Here is a 20,111-nt window from a genome sequence, read left to right as displayed (position 1 = left end):
GTAAGGCATGAAAATTTTATTGGTCGATGATGACCTCGAGCTCGGCACCATGCTGAGTGAATATCTGACTGGCGAAGGTTTCAATGCCACGCTGGTGTTGACCGGCAAAGCGGGCGTGGAAGGCGCGCTGTCTGGCGATTACACCGCAATGATCCTCGACATCATGCTGCCGGACATGAGCGGCATCGACGTGCTGCGCGACGTGCGCAAAAAGAGCCGCATGCCAATCATTATGCTGACGGCCAAAGGCGACAATATCGACCGGGTCATCGGGTTGGAGATGGGGGCCGACGACTACATGCCCAAGCCATGCTATCCCCGTGAGCTGGTGGCACGCCTGCGTGCGGTGCTGCGTCGTTTCGACGAGCGCCCGGAAGAAGTGGACGACGAAATTGCCATTAACTTCGGTGAGTTGACCCTCAACCCATCGACCCGCAGCAGCGAATGGCGCGGTAAACCTTTCGATCTGACCGCTTCCGAATTCAACTTGCTGGAGCTGTTGCTGCGCGCGCCTGAACGCGTGGTATCAAAAGACGAGCTATCGGAAAAAGGGTTGGGGCGCCCGCGCGAAGCCTATGACCGCAGCGTTGACGTTCACATCAGCAATATTCGCCAGAAGTTGGGGGCGTTGACGGATAATGCACTCAGCATTGAAACGGTGCGCAGCATCGGCTACCGCATTCGGTAATGGCCATGCGCGGAAGACTATTCTGGAAAATCCTGCTCGGCTTCTGGCTGACCTTTATCATCATGACCCAGGCGCTGTGGGTCGCTTTTTCTTTGTATGGCGATCGCTATGAACCGCCGGAAAACGCGATGGCCCGGCGTGCGGTTACGCTGCAACTGACTTCGGCCGCCACCCAATTGCGCGAGGGCGGACTGCCGGCATTGAATGCCATGCTGAAAGACTGGTCGGATGATGACCGGCGCTTGTTGTCCGTAACGCCGATGGCGCAGCCGCCTGCAGCGGAGGAACCGGTATTTGAGGGGCGCCGCAGGTTAAAAGAGGTGACTGCGTGGGTGAAAGATTCGGGTGGCACGGGCTATCTGTTGAGTTACGACATGCGGGCCCTGCGGGAAGAATATAGCCCGAACCGGCGTCCGCACGTGTTCAATATCCCTATGCCGATGCTTTGGGTGGGGGGGCTGGCGGGGCTGCTGTTCAGTACGGTGCTGGCCTGGAACCTGACCCGGCCGATGCGTAAGCTGCGCGATGGTTTTGACCGCGTAGCTCAGGGCGACTTATCGGTGCGTTTGTTCCCGGCGATGCGCCGGCGGCATGATGAACTGTCCGAGGTAGCGCGCGATTTTGACAGCATGGCCGAACGGCTGGAGCTGTTGGTCAGCGCCCGCGAACAGTTGCTGCACGACGTTTCGCACGAGCTTCGTTCACCGTTAGCCCGGTTGCAGTTGGCCATTGGCCTGGCGCGGCAAAATGCAGGCAACGTCGAGAACTCGCTGCAACGCATTGAGCATGAAGCGGGGCGGCTGGATAAAATGATTGGCGAACTGTTGGCGCTGTCACGTGCCGAGAGCAACAGTCTGCCGGACGAAGAGTATTTCGATCTGTACGGGCTGGTGGATGCGGTAGTGAGCGACGCGCGTTACGAAGCGCAAATCCCTGGCGTCGAGATTGTGCTGCAGGCCAGTTCGGACGTGGAATATACCGTTAAGGGCAATGCCGAGCTGATGCGGCGCGCGGTGGATAATATCGTGCGCAACGCGTTACGTTTCTCCAGCCATGGTCAGCGGGTGACGGTGGTGTTGACGCGAATCGACCAACTGTTCCAAATAGAGGTCAGCGATCAGGGGCCTGGGGTAGAAGAGTCGAAGCTTTCCAGCATCTTTGATCCGTTCGTCAGGGTAAAATCGTCGATGTCGGGCAAGGGTTACGGACTGGGACTGGCGATCACCCGCAAGGTGGTGCTGGCACATGGCGGACAGGTTGAGGCGCGCAACGGCGAACAGGAAGGGTTGGTGATTACTCTGCGCATTCCGCGTTGGCAGTAATAATACCCTTCGCCTTTAGAACCGCCGCGTTGTTGATTGGCTGCTCGTGCGCACACCAGTCACTTACTTGAGTAAGCTCCTGGGGATTCACCCGCTTGCCGCCTGGCTGCAATTCGAAATTCGTTGGGTATTCTCAGTTGTGCAATAGGCGTTATCGGCACAGGCAGTTTGAATATGCCTCGGAGCGTACGTGCAGTAGGTACTGGTTCAGCCTGGTGACATAAAAAAACGGCGCCAAGGGCGCCGTTCTTATTTCATTCGCAATTACTTCTTGATGCGGATGATTGGGGTCTCACCAACGGTTACGTTACCGGTCAGTTTGATCAGCTCTTTGATCTCGTCCATGTTGGAGATAACCACCGGCGTCAGGATAGACTTGGCTTTCTCTTCCAGCAGGGCTAGGTTGAACTCGATAACGACGTCACCTTTCTTGACGCGCTGGCCTTCTTCAGCGATGCGTTTGAAGCCTTCGCCTTTCAGTTCAACGGTGTCGATACCGAAGTGGACAAACAGCTCGATGCCGCTGTCGGATTCGATAGAGAAAGCATGGTTGGTTTCGAAAATTTTACCGATAGTACCGTCAACCGGGGCAACCATTTTGTTGCCGGTAGGTTTGATGGCAATACCGTCGCCAACGATTTTTTCAGCAAATACTACGTCAGGCACATCTTCGATATTAACGATTTCGCCAGAAAGTGGAGCTACGATCTCGATAGTGCCCGTGTCTTTCTTGTCATCAGAAACCAGAGATTTCAGTTTATCGAACAAACCCATGATCTTCTCCTAAGCATTAAATTGGGCGGCGTTCCAGTGTCGTGGAAGTTTAGCAGAGCGTCTTTTCTTCGATGAATTTATTCACGCAATTCATCAGATCTTGCGCCGTTGGCTGTGCCAAGGCTTGCGCTGCCAACGCCTTCACATCTTCGAAATTAGTATTACGAATAATTTTCTTGATGCGCGGGATTGAAATCGCACTCATGCTGAACTCATCCAGCCCCATGCCCAATAACAACAGTGTAGCACGCTCATCGCCAGCCAGTTCACCGCACATACCGGTCCACTTGCCTTCTGCATGAGATGCATCAATAACCTGTTTGATCAGGCCAAGCACTGATGGGGACATCGGGTTATAGAGATGAGAAATCAGCTCATTGCCGCGATCTACCGCCAGAGTATACTGGGTTAGATCGTTTGTCCCAATACTAAAGAAGTCGACTTCTTTCGCCAGGTGATGAGCAATCACTGCCGCGGCCGGTGTTTCCACCATTACGCCCACTTCAATGGTCTCGTCAAAGGCCTTGGATTCTTCACGCAGCTGCGCCTTCAGCGTCTCGATTTCACCTTTCAGATCGCGGACTTCTTCCACGGAAATGATCATCGGGAACATGATGCGCAGTTTGCCGAACGCGGAAGCGCGCAGGATGGCGCGCAGTTGCGCGTGCAGGATTTCTCTGCGGTCCATGGCGATACGAATCGCGCGCCAGCCGAGGAACGGGTTCTCTTCTTTCGGCAGGTTCATGTACGGCAGGTCTTTGTCGCCGCCGATGTCCATGGTACGGACGATCACGGCCTGTGAGCCCATGGCTTCCGCAACGGCTTTGTAAGCCTGGAACTGCTCGTCTTCAGTCGGCAGTGAATCGCGGTCCATGAACAGGAATTCGGTACGATACAGGCCAACACCTTCTGCGCCGTTGCGCTCTGCACCGGCGACGTCGCGCACGGTACCGATGTTGGCACAGACTTCAACCTGATGACCGTCCAGCGTAATCGCCGGCAGATCTTTCAGCTTGGCCAGATCGTTTTTCTCGGTGACGTACTGGTTCTGTTCGGCTTTCAGCTGATCGATAACGTCAGCGGTCGGGTTAACGTAAATTTTGTTGTTAACCGCATCCAGAATCAGATAGTCGTCGTTCTTCACCTGCTTGGTCACGTCGCTGGTGCCTACAATTGCCGGCAATTCCAGGGAGCGAGCCATGATGGAGGTGTGGGAAGTCCGGCCGCCGAGATCGGTAATGAAGCCCAGCACTTTGTCCAGGTTCAACTGTGCGGTCTCAGACGGGGTCAAATCGGTAGCGACCAGGATAACTTCGTCCTGGATGGCGCTCAGATCGACGATCGCCAGGCCCAGAATGTTCTGCAGCAGGCGTTTACCGATGTCGCGTACGTCGGCCGCACGCTCTTTCAGGTATTCATCGTCAAGTTCTTCCAGTGCTTTCGCCTGGCCTTCGATGATGGTGTAGGCCGCAGCGTCTGCAGAAGCCAACTCATCTTTGATTAGGGCTATGATTTCCTGCTCAAGCTCTTCGTCTTCCAACAGCATGATGTGGCCTTCGAAGATAGCTTCTTTCTCTTCGCCGAAGGTTTCGCCAGCTTTGGTCTTGATCGCTTCCAACTGCTCGGACGCTTTGGCGCGGCCGGCAAGAAAACGTGAGACTTCCTGCTCTACATCATCTGCAGAGATTTTCTTCCGGTTGATGACAATTTCATCTTCTTTCAGTAGGAGAGCCTTACCAAAAGCGATACCCGGTGATACTAAAATGCCTGAAATCATAACCCTACCTTACTCTTGACTGGTGTTAACTAAGAAGACGGGCCGATTACTCAAGCTCTGCCATCAGTTTTACCAAGTGCTCAACGGCTTTCTGCTCGTCTTCACCTTCAGCGGAGATGGTCACTACGGTCCCTTGAGTCAGCCCCAGAGTTTGCAGTTTGAACAGGCTTTTGGCGCTGGCGCTTTTCCCGTTAGAGGTCACGGTGATGTCAGAAGTGAAGCCTTTGGCTTCTTTAACGAACTGAGCGGCAGGGCGAGTGTGCAGACCATTCGGAGCGGTAATAGTAACTTCTTGCTGGAACATTGATGTTTCCCCAACTTATTGGTGTGTCGTGGAGCTAAAGTTTAGCCCAAGGGTATGACTTTAGCTTGTCTGGTTAGCGCCTGACTATGGTACAGGGGCGAGCATTGATGCAACAGAAAACGACGAGTTTGGCACTTCAGATCAAAAAATTTGGCTTCCGCCGTCGTTTCAATCCGCGCTTCATTATGCCGTGTTTAACGCATCAGCGACAAATGAGTAAATCGATTCAGCCTAAACAAGAAATGAAGGGCGATTAATTTTGCGCATCGAAATAATGCACCGTTAAATACTAAAGCTGACGGGTAAAATCAATCTTTGACTGCTATAAACTTTGATCCAGCCCACAAAAAAGCACCCCGAAAGGTGCTTTTTTAGCGATTTATGCGCGGCTGGCACTACTGTTGCAATTCTTGCTCGGTGAACAAATCGGCGAACAGGGCGGTGCTCAAATAACGTTCGCCGGAAGACGGCAAAATCACCACGATGGTTTTGTCGGCGAACGCCGGTTCTTCGGCCAATTTCACCGCTGCGGCTACCGCGGCACCGGAGGAAATGCCCGCCAGGATGCCTTCTTCGTCCATCAGGCGGCGCGCCATGCTGATGGCCTCGTCGTTGGTGATTTGTTCCACGCGGTCCACCAGATCGAGATCCAGGTTGCCGGGGATAAAGCCTGCGCCGATGCCCTGAATTTTGTGCGGGCCCGGTTTGATTTCTTCACCCGCCAGCGCCTGGCTGATGACCGGTGAATCGGTTGGCTCCACCGCCACGGTGGTGATCGCCTTGCCCTTGGTGTTTTTGATGTAGCGGCTGACACCGGTCAGCGTGCCGCCGGTACCGACGCCGGAGATGAATACGTCAACTTCGCCATCGGTGTCGTCCCAGATTTCCGGGCCGGTAGTTTGTTCGTGGATCGCCGGGTTAGCCGGGTTGCTGAACTGCTGCAGGATGATGTAGCGGTTCGGATCGGCGGCGACGATTTCTTCCGCCTTGGCGATCGCGCCCTTCATGCCTTTTGCACCTTCGGTCAGTACCAGGTTGGCGCCCAGCGCTTTAAGCAGCTTGCGGCGTTCGATGCTCATGGTTTCCGGCATGGTCAGCGTCAGCTTGTAGCCACGCGCCGCGGCGACGAACGCCAGCGCGATGCCGGTGTTGCCGCTGGTCGGCTCCACCAGTTCTTTACCGGCGACCAAAATGCCACGTTTTTCTGCGTCCCAAATCATATTGGCACCGATGCGGCATTTAACGCTAAAGCTGGGGTTGCGTGATTCAACCTTGGCCAGAATGCGTCCGTTGCCGATACGGTTCAGACGAACCAGCGGCGTATGGCCGATTGTTAATGAGTTGTCTTCATATATCTTGCTCATAGCCCGTCCTTTAACTCTATGAAAAATGTGGGGAACGTCGAAAGCATACGCTAACAGTACCGGCAGGGAAGTAAAGAATTGGTATATCTATATGTTATTAGGAAATAAGTTTTAAGCACAAGGATAAGGGCGCAAATTGCGCGCCCTGTCGAAGAATTAATCGTAATGCGGCCAATAAAACGGCTCAGGAACGGACGAATTGTGGGCGATAACGATCGACCCACATGGCGGTGGCACCGCAAACCGCGACCGGCAGGATCACCAGGTTAAGGATGGGGATCATGGTGAACAGGCTGACCATGGCGCCAAACTGCAGGTTGTCGGTTTTATGCTGGCGCAGCGCGCGACGCATATCGGCAAAGCTTACCTTATGGTTATCGAACGGGTAGTCGCAATACTGGATGGCCAACATCCAGGCGCTGAACAGGAACCACAGCACCGGCGCCACCGTTTGGCCGATGCCCGGGATGAAATAGAGTATCAACAGCACCAGCGCGCGCGGCAGGTAGTAGGCCAGCTTGCGCCATTCGCGCGCCATAATGCGCGGCAGATCTTTCACAATGCCAAAAATGCCGGTATCCGGCAGCGGTTTGCCGGTCAGGCTGCCTTCCAACTGTTCGGCCAGCAAGCCACAGAACGGGGCGGCAATCAGGTTGGTAATGGTGCTGAACAGATAGCTGAACACCAACAGGACGGAAATCACCGCCAGAGGCCACAAAACGTAGCTTAGCCACTGCAGCCAGGTCGGCACATGGCTCATCATGCTAGGGATCCAGTCACCAAGCTGACTGAACAGCCACCAGAAGGCGGATCCCATCAACAGCACGTTGACCAGTAACGGCAAGACGACATAGCGTTTAATCCCCGGGCGTGAAATCAGGCGCCAGCCTTCGGCAAAATAATGAAGGCCGCTGGTGGAGTGAGAAGGTGACTGCGAATAGGACATATCTTAAGTTATCTCTTTGTCTGAACAGGCATCGCTATCATATCGGGATGATTTTCTACTGGCTAGGGTGACATTGGCTGAAAAAACAGCAAAAAAAGGCAGAATAATCATCTTTATTGGCATAAAGTTCAGCACGGACTTGCACTTGTGTGCTTGGGCAAATAGAGTTAAAGAGTGAATGTTTGCCGCGGTGGCAATGTATTGGAACAACAGAGATAGCAATGATGCAGGATTTGCGTCTGATATTAATCGTTGTTGGCGCGATCGCCATAATAGCGTTGTTATTGCACGGTCTTTGGACCAGTCGTAAGGAACGCTCATCGCTTTTTCGCGATCGCCCAGCCAAACGTTCCAAAAAGGAACGTGAACAATCCCCGATCGACGATCTCGATGAAGGCGTGGGAGAGGTGCGTGTACGCTCCGCTCACCCGCAAGATGAGCCGTCCTTTGGTCATTTTGATGCCGCTCGCGAAGAACCCGTGGTTGCGCCCAAGCCCGCTCCGGCGGCTGAGCCAGCACCGCGTGCCGTTCAACCGGCTGCTCATCAGTCTCCGCCACCGCTGTCTCAGCGACCGGATTATGATGACATCCTGCTGGACAACTACGCGCAGGATGAAGACGACGAGCCGCAGCAGCCTGCGCCGCGCCGTGAACCGCGCGTTGACGATCTGCCGCCAGTGGCGCATGCAGCGGAGCCGGCGTTCCACGCCGAACCTGCTCATCAGCCACAGCCGGAAGAGAAGCCAGCGGTGGTGCACGAGCCTCAGCCTGCACCTGCTGCCGTCAAACCGGCAAAACTGAAAGAAACCGTACTGGTGCTGCACGTTACCGCACATCAGGGTGGCGTAATCGGCGGCGAAGTTCTGCTGCAGAGCGTGCTGCAGGCGGGCTTCCAGTTTGGCGAAATGGGCATCTTCCATCGCCATATCAGTCCGGCAGGCAGCGGTCCTGTGCTGTTTAGCCTGGCGAATATGGTTAAACCAGGGTCTTTTGATCCTGAGATGATGTCCGATTTCTCGACGCCGGGCGTATCGATGTTCATGATGGTGCCGTCGTATGGCGACGCTAATCAGAACTTCAAGCTGATGCTGCAGTCGGCACAGCGGATCGCCGACGACGTGGGTGGTGTGGTGCTGGACGACGAGCGCCGCATGATGACCCCGCAGAAGCTGGAAACCTACAAAGCGCGCATTCGTGAAGTGTTGGATAACAACGACTAAACGGCTGCTACGCGCACTGAACATCCGTAACAACAAAGCCCCCGCCTGCCGGGGGTTTTTTATCTTTGATGGTGAGCCATGGAATCGATAATCCAACAAATCAATCAACTACGAGCCTCACTGCGCCATCACGAATATCAATATCATGTGCTTGACGCGCCGGAAGTGCCGGATGCGGAATACGATCGCCTGATGCGTGAACTGCGCGAGCTGGAAAGCGCACATCCTGAGTTGATCACCGCCGACTCTCCCACCCAGCGCGTGGGCGCGGCTCCTTTGGCGGCGTTCGATCAGGTACGCCATGAAGTGCCGATGCTGTCGCTGGACAACGTTTTTGACGAAGAGAGCTTCCTGGCGTTCTACAAGCGGGTGCAGGATCGCCTGAAGAGCAGCGAGCCGCTGACCTTCTGCTGTGAACTGAAACTGGACGGCCTGGCGGTCAGTTTGCTGTACGAAGACGGCGAGCTGGTGCGCGCTGCCACGCGTGGCGACGGCACCACCGGTGAAAACATTACCTCCAACGTGCGTACCATCCGCGCCATTCCGCTGCGTCTGACCGGTGACAACATCCCGCGTCGGCTGGAAGTGCGTGGCGAAGTCTTTATGCCGCAGGCCGGTTTCGAGCAGATGAACGAAGAGGCGCGTCGCAAAGACGGCAAAATCTTTGCCAATCCGCGTAACGCCGCCGCCGGGTCGATCCGTCAGCTTGATCCGCGCATCACCGCCAAGCGTCCACTGACCTTCTTCTGCTATGGCGTTGGCCTGCTGGAAGGGGGCGAATTGCCGCGCAGCCACTGGCAGCGGCTGATGCAGTTCAAAGCGTGGGGCTTGCCGGTTAGCGATCGCGCCAAATGTTGTACCGGCAGTGACGAGGTATTGGCATTCTATCGTCAGGTTGAGCAAGACCGTGCGCAGCTCGGCTTTGATATCGACGGCGTGGTGGTGAAGATCGACGATATCGATCTGCAAGAAACGCTCGGCTTTGTGGCGCGTGCACCACGTTGGGCAACGGCGTTCAAATTCCCGGCGCAGGAACAGATTACCCTGGTGCGCGAGGTGGAATTCCAGGTTGGTCGTACCGGGGCTATTACCCCCGTGGCGCGCCTGGAGCCGGTGCTGGTTGCCGGGGTGATTGTCAGCAACGCCACGCTGCACAACGCCGACGAAATTGAACGTTTGGGCCTGCGCATTGGCGACACGGTGATCGTGCGTCGCGCGGGTGACGTGATCCCGCAGGTAGTTGGGGTGATGACCGATCGCCGCCCTGCAGACGCGCGTGAAGTTGTATTCCCGCAACACTGTCCGGTATGCGGTTCCGATGTCGAAAGAGTCGAAGGCGAGGCGGTGGCACGCTGCACCGGCGGGCTGATTTGCGCCGCGCAGCGTAAAGAAGCACTGAAGCATTTCGTTTCCCGCAGAGCGTTGGACGTCGACGGCATGGGTGACAAAATCATCGAACAGCTGGTGGAAAAAGAGTACGTCAAGAACCCGGCCGATCTGTTCCGCCTGTCCGCCGGCATTCTCACCGGGTTGGATCGCATGGGGCCGAAATCAGCGCAGAATCTGGTCAACGCGCTGGAGAAGTCCAAGCAAACCACCTTCGCCCGCTTCCTGTACGCGTTGGGCATCCGTGAGGTCGGTGAAGCCACGGCCGCCAATCTGGCCGCGCATTTTGGCACGCTGGAGAAGCTGTTTGCGGCTGACATCGAGGCTTTGAAAGAAGTGCCTGACGTCGGTGAAGTGGTGGCGAAACACACGCGGCATTTCCTGGACGAGGAGCTTAACCAGAAGGTTATCAATGAACTGATCAGCGACGAAATAGGCATCAACTGGCCGGCGCCGGTGGTGATAGTGGCGGACGAAATCGACAGCCCGTTTGCCGGTAAAACCGTGGTGCTGACGGGCTCGTTGAGCCAGCTTTCACGCGATGAGGCCAAAGATCGCCTGACGGCGTTGGGCGCCAAGGTCAGCGGCAGCGTCTCGAAGAAAACCGATTTGGTGATTGCCGGGGAAGCCGCCGGTTCCAAGCTGGTGAAGGCGCAAGAACTGGGCATTGCGGTGATCGACGAAGCGGAAATGATCCGCCTGTTGGGTGCCTGATGGAAAAAGAAAACCTGCTGGAAATCGCCAACACCGTGATGCCGTTCGGCAAATACCAGGGGCGGGTGCTGATTGACCTGCCCGAGGAGTACCTGCTGTGGTTTGCTCGCAAGGGGGAGTTCCCGAACGGCAAACTCGGCATGCTGATGGAAATGACGCTGGCGATTAAAATCGAAGGGCTCGACCACCTGGTCAAGCCGCTGAAGAAAAGTTGAGTAGCCGGGCGCGGCAATCGTCGCGCCCGTTTGATTATCCCCGCGCCGTTTCGGCGTTTGGCACCGCCTGTTTTTCCTGCTGTTTCTTTTGATAGCGCCGCGCCAGCACGGCGCAGGTCATCAGCTGTACCTGGTGGAACACCATCAGCGGCAGCACCATAATCCCCACGGTAGCGGCCGGGAACAGGATATTAGCCATCGGGATACCGTTCGCCAGGCTTTTCTTCGAACCGCAGAACACGATGGTGATCTCATCGGCTTTACTAAAGCCCAGCCAGCGCGCCATGTAAGTGTTCACCACCAGCACGATCGTCAGCAGCACCAGGCTGGCGACGATGATAAACACCAGCGAACCCAACCCGACCTGATGCCAGATACCGTGGGTGACGGCTTCGCTGAAGGCCGCGTAAACCACCAACAGGATCGAGGTCTGATCGGTCTTGCCAATCAGCTTGCGGTTGCGTTCAATCCATTTACCAATCAGCGGGCGCGACAGGTGACCGGCCACAAAGGGCACTAACAGCTGCAGGACGATGGAACCCACCTGCTGCAGGCTGCCGGTTTCACCGTGAACGTTCATCAGCAGCCCCACCAGCAGCGGCGAAACGAAAATCCCCAACAGGCTTGACGCTGAAGCGCTGCATACCGCCGCCGCCACGTTGCCGCCTGCCAGCGAAGTAAAGGCGATGGCCGATTGCACGGTGGCGGGCAGAATGCACAGATAAATAAAGCCGGAATACAGCTCGGGGCTGACGTTGACCGGCGACCACCATTTAAACAGCACGCCCAGCGCCGGGAAAATAATGAAGGTGCTGAACATCACCCACAGATGCAGCCGCCAGTTATTGCTGCCGGCCAGAATGGCTTCGCGCGACAGCTTGGCGCCGTGCATAAAGAACAGCAGGGCGATGGCGGCGATGGTCAGTGCGTTCAGCCAGCCGACGAACTCGCCGCGCGCAGGCAGGAACGAAGCCAGCAGCACGGTGGCGATCAACGTCAGGGTAAAGCGATCGGGCAAGAATCTCATGGCGGCGTACTCGGATGAAAAATCAATGCGCCCATTGTCGCGCGGCGGGATATAATAATTAAATTGATTTATTTAATTCATTTATGAATAAAAAACATGAATTACTCTATTAAGCAGCTCAAGGTGTTTGTCGCCATTGCCCGCCACCGCAGTTTCAGCCGGGCCGGTGAGGCCATTGGTCTGACGCAGTCGGCGGTCAGCCACAGCGTGAAAGAGCTGGAAGCGGAGGTCGGCGTTCGCCTGCTCGATCGCACCACTCGCGAAGTGGTGCTGACCGACGCCGGGCAGCGGCTGGCCAACCGCGTTGAGCGCTTGCTGGATGAGCTGCAGTCGTCATTGCTGGATGCGCGCAGCTTCGGCGTGCAGCGCAGCGGTACGGTACGGGTGGCGTCCAGCCAAACCATCTCCGCACACCTGATGCCGCAGTGCATTGCGGCAGGGGAAAAGCAGTATCCGGATATTCGCATTATGCTGCGCGATCAGGCGCAGCAACAGGTCCTGCACAGCATTCGCAACGCCGAAGTGGATTTTGGCATCGTGGTGGATCCGGTCCAGGCGGTGGATCTGGACTGCGAACCCATCCTGCACGAACCCTTCCTGCTGCTGTGCCGTAACGATCACCCCTTCGCCGGGCTGGCCGAGGTGCACTGGTCGGCGCTGAACGGCAGTCGTCTGGTATTGCAGGACTATGCGTCCGGTAGCCGGCCGCTGATTGACAGCGCGTTGCGTCAGCAAGGCGTGGAAGCGCAGGTGGTACAAGAGATAGGCCACCCGGCAACGTTGTTCCCGATGGTGGCGGCAGGTATCGGCATCAGTATTTTTCCTGCGCTGGCGTTACCGCTGCCGGAAGGGGGGCAATTAAAGGTGCGTCGGCTGCTGCCGGAAATCAACCGCGCGCTGATGCTGGTGCGGCGTAAAAACCGTTCGCTGACACCCGCGGCGGAAGCCATCTGGCAAGTGGTTGGCCAGCAGGCGGCATTGTTGCAGCAGCAACGCCGACAACAGGCGGACTACTGAGTCAGATATACACGTCCACGGCGTTGGCCGCCGTCGGGCGGTTGATGCCATCGCCCTTGGCAGGGACAATGCTCTCATTGGCCTTGGCCATCTGCTCGGCCTGCTGTTTTTCCATCTCTTCTTTTTGAATCCGCGCGATCTCGGCCTGCAGCATCTTGATCTGCGCCTGGATCAGCTGTTTCTGTTTTTCGATCTCTTTGGGATCGCTGTCTGAATCTTTCAGATCTACCAGTTTTTGCTGCAGAGCCTGAATCTGTTTGTTCAGCACTTTGATGCGCGCTGAAGCGCTGCTGTCGGAAACGCTAACCCGGTCGCTACCGCCCGCCGCTTTGGTTTCATTAGACTTGTCGCCTTCAGGTTGCTGATGTACCGGCTTGGCCATCAGCACCTGGCCTGTATTACCGGGGGCGCTAAAAACGTTGCTGACGCCGGGTACGGTATTTTTCACCGGAACAATCATGGTGATGCTGGTCGACATAATGCTCTCCCTGAGTCTTGATATGGCTACTCAGGGTATCGGCAGCGTGGGGAAAAACTTTACCCGCGAATTTGCCGCAGGCGCGGCCAGCGTTGTAACCAGCCCTTGCCGACAACCCGCTGTTCATAGGCATCGAGGTCGCCGTTTTTGGCATTGAAGGTAATAGTGTCGGCAAACAGCCCCTCGAGACCGAACGGCGCGACCAGCGTAATGCTGTCATCTGCATTCAGGCGTGCGCCCACGGCCGTTTCCACCTCGGTCCAAAAGCTGATGGCGTCTTCGCTATTGCGATAAGGAGCCCGACCGCTACGCAAATGCATACGCGCCTGGTTTTTCACCGACCAGGGCTGTGGCAGCCACTCTTGCAGCCGCGTTTCCAGCATGTGGTCACGTTCCGCTTCCGGGCGCTGTGGGTCGAAATGGATCACGTCGATGTCGTTGAGCGGCGTTGGCGTAGCGTAACCGTGGCGCTGATCCCACACCAGATTGCGCACAAAACCGGCCCCCAGGCACCAGTCATTCAGCCCGAGTCGTCGCGCGGTGCGCAATGTCATCATTCTTTCGTTATCTTGTTGTAACCATTGGATAATTTTCTGCTGCAGACTCATTACCGCTCCTTAGTTGCGGCTACTGTAACCCGAAGCGACCGCAGGCGGAATGCCGTGCATGATTTTAGTGCACGCCACTGCAGCGTGGATAGCCCGAGATATGGGGACAATAGGCTGATTTCCGGCAAAAAATAATTTCACACGCCCACTGACTACACTTGGTACAGGGTTTGCAACTTCCACCGACCATTCAGGGCAAAACAGGGGGCGCTATGTATCAGGCCACGCTTAGCCGGCGCAGCTACCGTTTCAACGATTTACGCCAGTTGCTGGCCAAGGCATCGCCGGCACGTTCCGGCGATTATCTGGCGGAGGTGGCGGCGGACAGCGCAGAAGAACGCATGGCGGCGCGCATCGCGTTGGCGGATGTGCCGCTGAAAACCTTTCTTCAGCAACTGCTGGTGCCTTATGAACATGACGAGGTCACACGGCTGATTGTCGATAGCCACGATGCGTTGGCCTTTGCGCCGATATCGCACCTGACGGTGGGGGATTTCCGCGATTGGCTCTTGAGCGAGCAGGCGGACAGCGCGATGTTGGCACGGGTAACTGCAGGCATTACGCCGGAAATGGCGGCGGCAGTGAGTAAATTGATGCGCAATCAGGATCTGATCCTGGTGGCGAAGAAGTGCCGGGTCATCACGCGTTTTCGCAATACCCTCGGCCTGCCGGGGCGACTCAGCGTGCGGTTGCAACCAAATCATCCTACCGACAGTCTGCAGGGCATCGCCGCCAGCATGCTCGACGGCCTGTTGTATGGTTGCGGGGATGCGGTCGTCGGCATCAATCCGGCCAGCGACAGCCTGCCGCTGCTGGAAAAGCTCAACTACATGCTGGACGACGTGATCCAGCGCTTCGCCATTCCGACGCAATCCTGCGTGCTGACCCATGTGACCAATACGCTACGGTTGATGGAGCGTGGCGTCCCTGTGGATTTGGTGTTCCAGTCGATCGCGGGTACCGAAGCGGCCAATCAGGGGTTCGGCATCAATCTGGCGCTGCTGGCGGAAGCGCAGCAGGCGGCACTGAGCCTTAACCGCGGCACCTTGGGCAATAACGTGATGTATTTCGAAACCGGGCAGGGCAGCTGTTTGTCGTCCAACGCACATCATGGCGTCGATCAGCAAACCTGCGAAGCGCGGGCCTATGCGGTGGCGCGTCATTTCTCCCCGTTGTTGATCAACACCGTGGTCGGCTTTATCGGCCCGGAATATCTGTACGATGGTAAACAAATTATCCGCGCCGGCTTGGAGGATCATTTTTGCGGCAAGCTACTTGGTCTGCCACTAGGGTGCGACGTGTGCTACACCAATCACGCGGAGGCGGATCAGGACGACATGGACACGCTGCTGACGCTGTTGGCCACCGCCGGGCTGACTTTCCTGATTGGCGTGCCGGGTGCCGACGACATCATGCTCAATTATCAAAGCACCTCATTCCACGACGCGCTCTATATCCGCGAGCTGCTGGGGTTGAAGCACGCACCGGAGTTTGCCGACTGGCTGACTAAAATGCAGATTACCGATGAACGGGGTCAACTGCGCGATACCGCCGCCAATCACCCTTTGCTACTGGCCCTGCAGGGAGAGAGACGATGAGCAAACCGGTGCACGTTAACCGTTGGGACGCGCTGCGCGCCTTTACCGATGCGCGCATTGCATTGGGGCGTACCGGCTCCAGCCTGCCTACGGCGGAGTTGCTTAAATTCGGTCTGGCGCATGCGCAGGCGCGTGATGCGGTACATCAGCCGTTTGATAGCGACACGCTGGCCGGGACATTGCAGGAGCAAGGTTGGCAAACCCTGACGGTGCACAGTCAGGCCGCCGATCGCACCGCCTATCTCCGTCGGCCGGACCTCGGGCGGCGTTTGGCTCCTGACAGCCGCAGCCTGCTGCTGGGCCTGCCGGAAAAACCGGCCGATCTGCTGCTGGTGGTGGCGGACGGTTTATCCTCCAAGGCGGTGCACCGTCAGGCGCTACCGTTGCTGCAGGCGCTGCGACCTTATCTCGATGGACTGGGGCTTTCGGTCGCCCCTGTGGTATTGGCACACCAATCGCGGGTCGCGCTGGGGGATGATATCGGCGAGTGTTTGCAGGCCAGAGCGGTGGCGATGTTGATCGGCGAGCGGCCGGGCTTATCGTCGCCGGACAGCCTTGGTATCTACCTTACCTGGGGGCCGAACACCCGGCGGCGTGAGTCGGAGCGCAACTGCATCTCCAACGTGCGTCCGGAAGGGCTGGATTATCCGCAGGCGGCGTTCAAACTGGCCTGGCTGCTGGAGCAGGCTTTCCAGCGTCGGCTGACCGGGGTGGAGCTGAAAGATGAAAGCGACAACCCGGCGCTGCAGGGACAGGTTTCCCCGCGTTACTCCCAGCTCGGCGGCTGACCGATGCTTTGTTTTAGCAGGGTAATAAACAGGTTCAGCCGCGCGGATACCTTCGCCACCGGCCGTAACAGGTAAATGCCCTGTTGCTCCTGGCGCGGGTCTTCCAACACCTGCAGCAAGCGGCCGGCCTGAATATCCGGTCCAACCACCCAGTTGGGCAAAAAGGTGAGCCCCAACCCCAGCAGCGCCGCCTGGCGTTGAGCGGTAAAGTCGTCACAGCGCAGCACCATGCTGCAGCGGCTCATCAGAGGAACGCTGAGGATCTGCGCCCAGCAGGCCGGTTGTTGCTTATGGTAGCGGGCAATCAGTCGATGCTGCGGCAATGCATTGAGGTCGGCCGGCTGTCCGTAACGAGCGATATAATCAGGGCTGGCGCACATCACCCAGCGCTGGGTCGCGATGCGGCTGGCGTACAGCCCGCTGTCTTTTTGCTCGCCGATACGAATGGCGGCATCCAACAGTTCCTGGGTCGGATCGGTTTGGCGTTCGGTCAAATCCAGGTCGACAAACAGTTGCGGATAGCGTTCGGCCAGCGTCGGCAACAGTGGCAGGATATAGGTTTTGCCGAAGGTGGGCAGACAGCTGATACGCAGCGTGCCTTGCGGCATATCGTTCCACGAAGCCAGTTCGGCACGGATGTCGGTGATATCCGTCAGCAGCGTGCTTGCTCGCGCCTGCAGCCTTTCGCCCGCATCCGTCAGCATCAAACCCCGCGTAGAGCGGATAAACAGCGTGGCGTCCAGTGCGTTTTCCAGCGCATCAATGTGGCGTACCAGCGAAGAAGGCACCATTCCCAGCTTGCGAGCGGCGGCGGAGAAGCTGCCCAACAGGGCCACCTCGAGAAATATCGGCAGATGTTCAACATAGCGGGCGTCATTCATCTTTGCATTATATGCAAAAGCGTTTCTTATGAATACCAGGTTCTCCGTCCGTCGCAATGCGGCTACTCTTTTTTCGGGCTTACGGAAAGCGATGACATGCCGTGAACCCCACCGCACAGAGAGAAAATGTATAAAACTCGCGGTTTTTAGAACTTTAAATACAGAATTCCCCCCAGGTTCCACCGTGTGCCTGCGGTATTGATGATGACTTCAGCACCAGATTAACCGTTCAAATTGATGCCCTGTTTACCAACAATGATTAGTGAATCTAAACCGTTGTTGACATTGGGCATCACCGGCCTGCCGTGCCGGTTTTTTTGTCGCCGTTGGCTGAATCGTTCCAACTGAACGCGTTGCCGGCGACATCTTTGTTCACCTACGGGTGGGCATTTTTGAACGCGCGGGGCATTTCACTCCGCGCTGGTGGAGGAGTAGTTATGAACGAAGACCATGGGTGTTCCTGCGCGCAGCATTTGGCGCAAGGGTTTGCCAGGCAGTCGCTGAGCGTTGGGGAGGGCGAGATCTATCAAATCTCGCTGATGAGCGCACTGATCAGCGGCGTTTACGAAGGGGAGGTCACCATTGCCGAATTGCTCAAGCACGGCAACTTTGGCCTGGGAACGTTCAATCACCTCGACGGCGAACTGATCGCTTTCGACCAGGAAATTCACCAGTTGCGCGCCGACGGCAGCGCACGACCGGCCAGTTTGCAGCAGAAAACCCCGTTTGCCGTTGTCACTTTTTTCCAACCTAGCGTTACCCAACACTTCGACAGTCCGATCACCAAGGCGCAGTTGCACCAGTGCATCGATGAGCAGGTGGCTTCGCCGAACCTGTTCTGCGCGCTGCGCGTCGACGGTGAATTCAGCCATGTGGAAACCCGCACCGTGCCGCGTCAGGAGCGGCCTTATCGTCCGATGCTGGAGGCGATAGAAGAGCAGCCGACCTTTGCCTTCCATCGACGTCAGGGCACCCTGGTTGGCTTCCGTTCGCCTGATTATATGCAGGGTGTTGGCGTGGCCGGTTATCACGAGCACTTTGTCACCGACGATCGCAACGGTGGCGGTCACGTGCTGGATTACCAACTTGACCACGGTCGCCTGCAATTTGGCGTGATCACCCGTCTCAATCTTCAATTGCCGCATGATGCGGATTTTCTGCGCGCCGACCTCTGTCCCGAGGATTTGGATAGCGCAATTCGTTCTGCCGAGGGTTAATTCCGCGACAGTCCTGGGTGTATTTTCAGGAGGTATTCCATGAACAAGGCAAAAACAGACAATAACTGGGCATGTGGCGCAGATTTGGTGGTGAAAAATCTGGAGGCGCAGGGGGTTAAACACGTATTCGGTATTCCGGGCGCCAAGATTGACCGGGTATTCGATTCGCTGGAAGACGCGCCGTCGATAGAAACGGTGGTGGTGCGCCACGAGGCCAACGCGGCGTTTATGGCGGCGGCGGTGGGGCGTTTGACCGGCAAGGCCGGGGTGGCGTTGGTGACCTCCGGGCCGGGCAGTTCCAATTTGATCACCGGGTTGGCGACCGCCACCTCGGAAGGGGATGCGGTCGTGGCGTTCGGCGGGGCGGTGAAGCGTGCCGACAACCTCAAACAGACCCACCAGAGCATGGATACCGTCAGTATGTTTCGGCCGGTGACCAAGTATTGTGCCGAAGTGCATGCCGGTTCGGCGATTTCTGAAGTGATTGCCAACGCTTTCCGCCACGCCGAATTCGGCCGTCCGGGGGCGTCTTTTGTCAGCCTGCCGATGGACATCGTCAATGAGCCAGTCAGCGCCCCGGTGCTGGCGGGGTGTCGGTTGCCGCGAATGGGGGCCGCCGCTGCCGAGGATATTCGCGCCGCAGTTAAGCTGATCCAACAGGCGAAGTGCCCGGTGTTGTTGCTGGGGCTGCAAGCCAGCCGCCCGGAAAACAGCGAGGCGGTGCGCCAACTGCTGCATCGCACCCATATGCCGGTAGTGGGGACCTACCAGGCGGCAGGGGTGATCGACGTTAATCACTTTGCACGCTTTGCCGGCCGCGTCGGCTTGTTCAACAACCAACCGGCCGACCAGCTGCTGCAGAAAGCCGATTTGGTGGTCAGCGTCGGCTATGGCCCGATCGAATACGATCCCTGCATGTGGAACAGCCAGGGGCGATTGAAACTGGTGCATATCGACGTGCTGCCGGCGGACATCGATACCTGCTATCGTCCGGACGTCGAGCTGGTGGGCAATATCAGCGCCACGCTCGACATGATGACCGAAGCCTTTAACAGCGTGGTGAGCGTGCCGGCTGAAGTGGAATCGATCCTCAGCGATCTTGGTCGCCAGCGTACCGAACTGGCGGAACGTGCCGCACGGCGCGGCGGTATGCCAATCCACCCGCTGCGTATCGTCAAAGAGCTGCAGGATATTGTCAGCGACGACGTGACGTTGTGTGTGGACATGGGCAGTTTCCACATTTGGATTGCGCGTTACCTTTACAGCTTCCGTGCGCGCCAACTGCTGATTTCCAACGGCCAGCAGACCATGGGGGTGGCGCTGCCGTGGGCCATCGGCGCGGCGCTGGTGCGGCCGGGCGACAAAGTGGTGTCGATTTCCGGCGACGGCGGTTTTATGCAGTCGAGCATGGAACTGGAAACCGCCGTGCGGCTGAAAAATAACATCGTGCACGTAATTTGGGTGGATAACGCCTACAACATGGTGGAAATGCAGGAGGTGAACAAATACCGCCGCAAATCCGGGGTGGAATTCGGCCCTATCGATTTTAAAGCCTATGCCGAGGCGTGTGGGGCGGTCGGGTTTGCGGTGCAGTCGGTGGATGACCTGCGGCCCATGTTACGCAAGGCGATGGAAATCCAGGGGCCGGTCGTGGTGGCCATTCCGGTCGATTACGCCGACAACTACAAGTTGATGGCGCAGATGAACTTCAGCCAGATGATTTAATTTCATCAGGCGTAAAAACCACGGGGAATGCCGTACGCGGCGCTCCCCGTTTTTTATGCCTA

20 protein-coding genes are annotated in these 20,111 nt (G+C 57.1%); 11 read left to right on the top strand and 9 right to left on the bottom strand.

Features of this window, described 5'->3' with window-relative positions; genetic code table 11:
- Nucleotides 1-7: 7 nt before the first annotated feature.
- Complete coding sequence (locus M495_RS17430; RefSeq protein WP_020827993.1) at nt 8-688, top strand: response regulator transcription factor; 681 nt, start codon at nt 8-10, stop codon at nt 686-688.
- A gap of 5 nt (nt 689-693) precedes the next feature.
- Complete coding sequence (locus tag M495_RS17425; protein WP_041415561.1) at nt 694-2,010, top strand: ATP-binding protein; 1,317 nt, start codon at nt 694-696, stop codon at nt 2,008-2,010.
- Nucleotides 2,011-2,274: 264 nt separating this feature from the next.
- Here M495_RS17425 and crr read toward each other — a convergent pair whose 3' ends face one another.
- From crr to ptsH, 3 genes are read right to left on the bottom strand one after another with little or no spacing between them, the layout of a single operon-like run.
- Nucleotides 2,275-2,784, bottom strand: a complete 510-nt coding sequence (crr, locus tag M495_RS17420) for a PTS glucose transporter subunit IIA (RefSeq protein ID WP_012146162.1) — start codon at nt 2,782-2,784, stop codon at nt 2,275-2,277.
- A 49-nt stretch (nt 2,785-2,833) separates the two neighbouring features.
- The gene (gene ptsI, locus M495_RS17415; RefSeq protein WP_020827991.1) at nt 2,834-4,561 is read right to left on the bottom strand and encodes a phosphoenolpyruvate-protein phosphotransferase PtsI; all 1,728 of its coding nucleotides are present in this window, start codon (nt 4,559-4,561) and stop codon (nt 2,834-2,836) included.
- Nucleotides 4,562-4,607: 46 nt separating this feature from the next.
- The gene (gene ptsH, locus M495_RS17410; protein ID WP_004936458.1) at nt 4,608-4,865 is read right to left on the bottom strand and encodes a phosphocarrier protein Hpr; all 258 of its coding nucleotides are present in this window, start codon (nt 4,863-4,865) and stop codon (nt 4,608-4,610) included.
- Nucleotides 4,866-4,972: 107 nt separating this feature from the next.
- On the opposite strand from ptsH, the gene M495_RS25865 reads away from it, so the two are divergent.
- Complete coding sequence (locus M495_RS25865) at nt 4,973-5,122, top strand: hypothetical protein (protein WP_020827990.1); 150 nt, start codon at nt 4,973-4,975, stop codon at nt 5,120-5,122.
- Nucleotides 5,123-5,260: 138 nt separating this feature from the next.
- Here the strand turns inward: M495_RS25865 and cysK are convergent, their stop codons facing one another.
- Nucleotides 5,261-6,229 carry a cysteine synthase A gene (gene cysK / locus M495_RS17405; protein WP_020827989.1) on the bottom strand — a complete coding sequence of 323 codons (969 nt, stop codon included), beginning with the start codon at nt 6,227-6,229 and terminating at the stop codon, nt 5,261-5,263.
- Nucleotides 6,230-6,413: 184 nt separating this feature from the next.
- Nucleotides 6,414-7,175, bottom strand: coding sequence for a sulfate transporter CysZ (cysZ, locus tag M495_RS17400; protein WP_020827988.1), 762 nt, complete (start codon nt 7,173-7,175; stop codon nt 6,414-6,416).
- Nucleotides 7,176-7,396: 221 nt separating this feature from the next.
- Here cysZ and zipA point away from each other — a divergent pair, with 221 nt between their 5' ends.
- From zipA to M495_RS17385, 3 genes are all read left to right on the top strand, one after another.
- Nucleotides 7,397-8,395 (top strand): cell division protein ZipA, encoded by a 999-nt coding sequence (gene zipA / locus M495_RS17395; RefSeq protein ID WP_020827987.1) that lies wholly within the window; start codon nt 7,397-7,399, stop codon nt 8,393-8,395.
- A 78-nt stretch (nt 8,396-8,473) separates the two neighbouring features.
- Nucleotides 8,474-10,495, top strand: coding sequence for an NAD-dependent DNA ligase LigA (gene ligA / locus M495_RS17390; RefSeq protein ID WP_020827986.1), 2,022 nt, complete (start codon nt 8,474-8,476; stop codon nt 10,493-10,495).
- Nucleotides 10,495-10,710, top strand: coding sequence for a DUF3820 family protein (locus M495_RS17385; RefSeq protein ID WP_020827985.1), 216 nt, complete (start codon nt 10,495-10,497; stop codon nt 10,708-10,710). The genes ligA and M495_RS17385 overlap by 1 nt, the downstream gene beginning before the upstream one ends.
- A 34-nt stretch (nt 10,711-10,744) precedes the next feature.
- Here M495_RS17385 and M495_RS17380 read toward each other — a convergent pair whose 3' ends face one another.
- Nucleotides 10,745-11,737 carry a bile acid:sodium symporter family protein gene (locus M495_RS17380; RefSeq protein WP_041414803.1) on the bottom strand — a complete coding sequence of 331 codons (993 nt, stop codon included), beginning with the start codon at nt 11,735-11,737 and terminating at the stop codon, nt 10,745-10,747.
- Nucleotides 11,738-11,833: 96 nt separating this feature from the next.
- On the opposite strand from M495_RS17380, the gene M495_RS17375 reads away from it, so the two are divergent.
- Nucleotides 11,834-12,754, top strand: coding sequence for a LysR family transcriptional regulator (locus M495_RS17375; RefSeq protein ID WP_020827983.1), 921 nt, complete (start codon nt 11,834-11,836; stop codon nt 12,752-12,754).
- A gap of 1 nt (nt 12,755) precedes the next feature.
- On the opposite strand, the gene M495_RS17370 is transcribed toward M495_RS17375, so the two are convergent.
- Together M495_RS17370 and M495_RS17365 are read right to left on the bottom strand one after the other, a co-directional pair.
- The gene (locus M495_RS17370) at nt 12,756-13,232 is read right to left on the bottom strand and encodes a FlxA-like family protein (protein ID WP_020827982.1); all 477 of its coding nucleotides are present in this window, start codon (nt 13,230-13,232) and stop codon (nt 12,756-12,758) included.
- 59 nt (nt 13,233-13,291) lie between these two features.
- Nucleotides 13,292-13,840: a nucleotidyltransferase family protein gene (locus M495_RS17365; protein ID WP_020827981.1), complete on the bottom strand. Its 549-nt coding sequence runs from the start codon at nt 13,838-13,840 to the stop codon at nt 13,292-13,294.
- 212 nt (nt 13,841-14,052) lie between these two features.
- On the opposite strand from M495_RS17365, the gene M495_RS17360 reads away from it, so the two are divergent.
- Nucleotides 14,053-15,438 carry an ethanolamine ammonia-lyase subunit EutB gene (locus M495_RS17360; protein ID WP_020827980.1) on the top strand — a complete coding sequence of 462 codons (1,386 nt, stop codon included), beginning with the start codon at nt 14,053-14,055 and terminating at the stop codon, nt 15,436-15,438.
- A complete protein-coding gene (gene eutC / locus M495_RS17355; RefSeq protein WP_020827979.1) occupies nt 15,435-16,226 on the top strand; it encodes an ethanolamine ammonia-lyase subunit EutC in 792 nt (263 codons plus the stop codon). The genes M495_RS17360 and eutC overlap by 4 nt, the downstream gene beginning before the upstream one ends.
- Here eutC and M495_RS17350 read toward each other — a convergent pair.
- Nucleotides 16,205-17,107, bottom strand: a complete 903-nt coding sequence (locus tag M495_RS17350; protein WP_020827978.1) for a LysR family transcriptional regulator — start codon at nt 17,105-17,107, stop codon at nt 16,205-16,207. The genes eutC and M495_RS17350 overlap by 22 nt on opposite strands.
- A 437-nt stretch (nt 17,108-17,544) precedes the next feature.
- On the opposite strand from M495_RS17350, the gene budA reads away from it, so the two are divergent.
- Both budA and alsS read left to right on the top strand, forming a co-directional pair.
- Nucleotides 17,545-18,324, top strand: a complete 780-nt coding sequence (budA, locus tag M495_RS17345) for an acetolactate decarboxylase (protein ID WP_020827977.1) — start codon at nt 17,545-17,547, stop codon at nt 18,322-18,324.
- Nucleotides 18,325-18,363: 39 nt separating this feature from the next.
- Nucleotides 18,364-20,049 carry an acetolactate synthase AlsS gene (alsS, locus tag M495_RS17340; protein ID WP_020827976.1) on the top strand — a complete coding sequence of 562 codons (1,686 nt, stop codon included), beginning with the start codon at nt 18,364-18,366 and terminating at the stop codon, nt 20,047-20,049.
- The last annotated feature ends 62 nt before the right edge of the window (nt 20,050-20,111 follow it).

This window comes from Serratia liquefaciens ATCC 27592 (assembly GCF_000422085.1).
Classification (GTDB): Bacteria; Pseudomonadota; Gammaproteobacteria; order Enterobacterales; family Enterobacteriaceae; genus Serratia; species Serratia liquefaciens.
The sequence above is the reverse complement of the archived record's forward strand: the minus strand, read 5'-3'. Positions and strand labels throughout refer to the sequence as shown.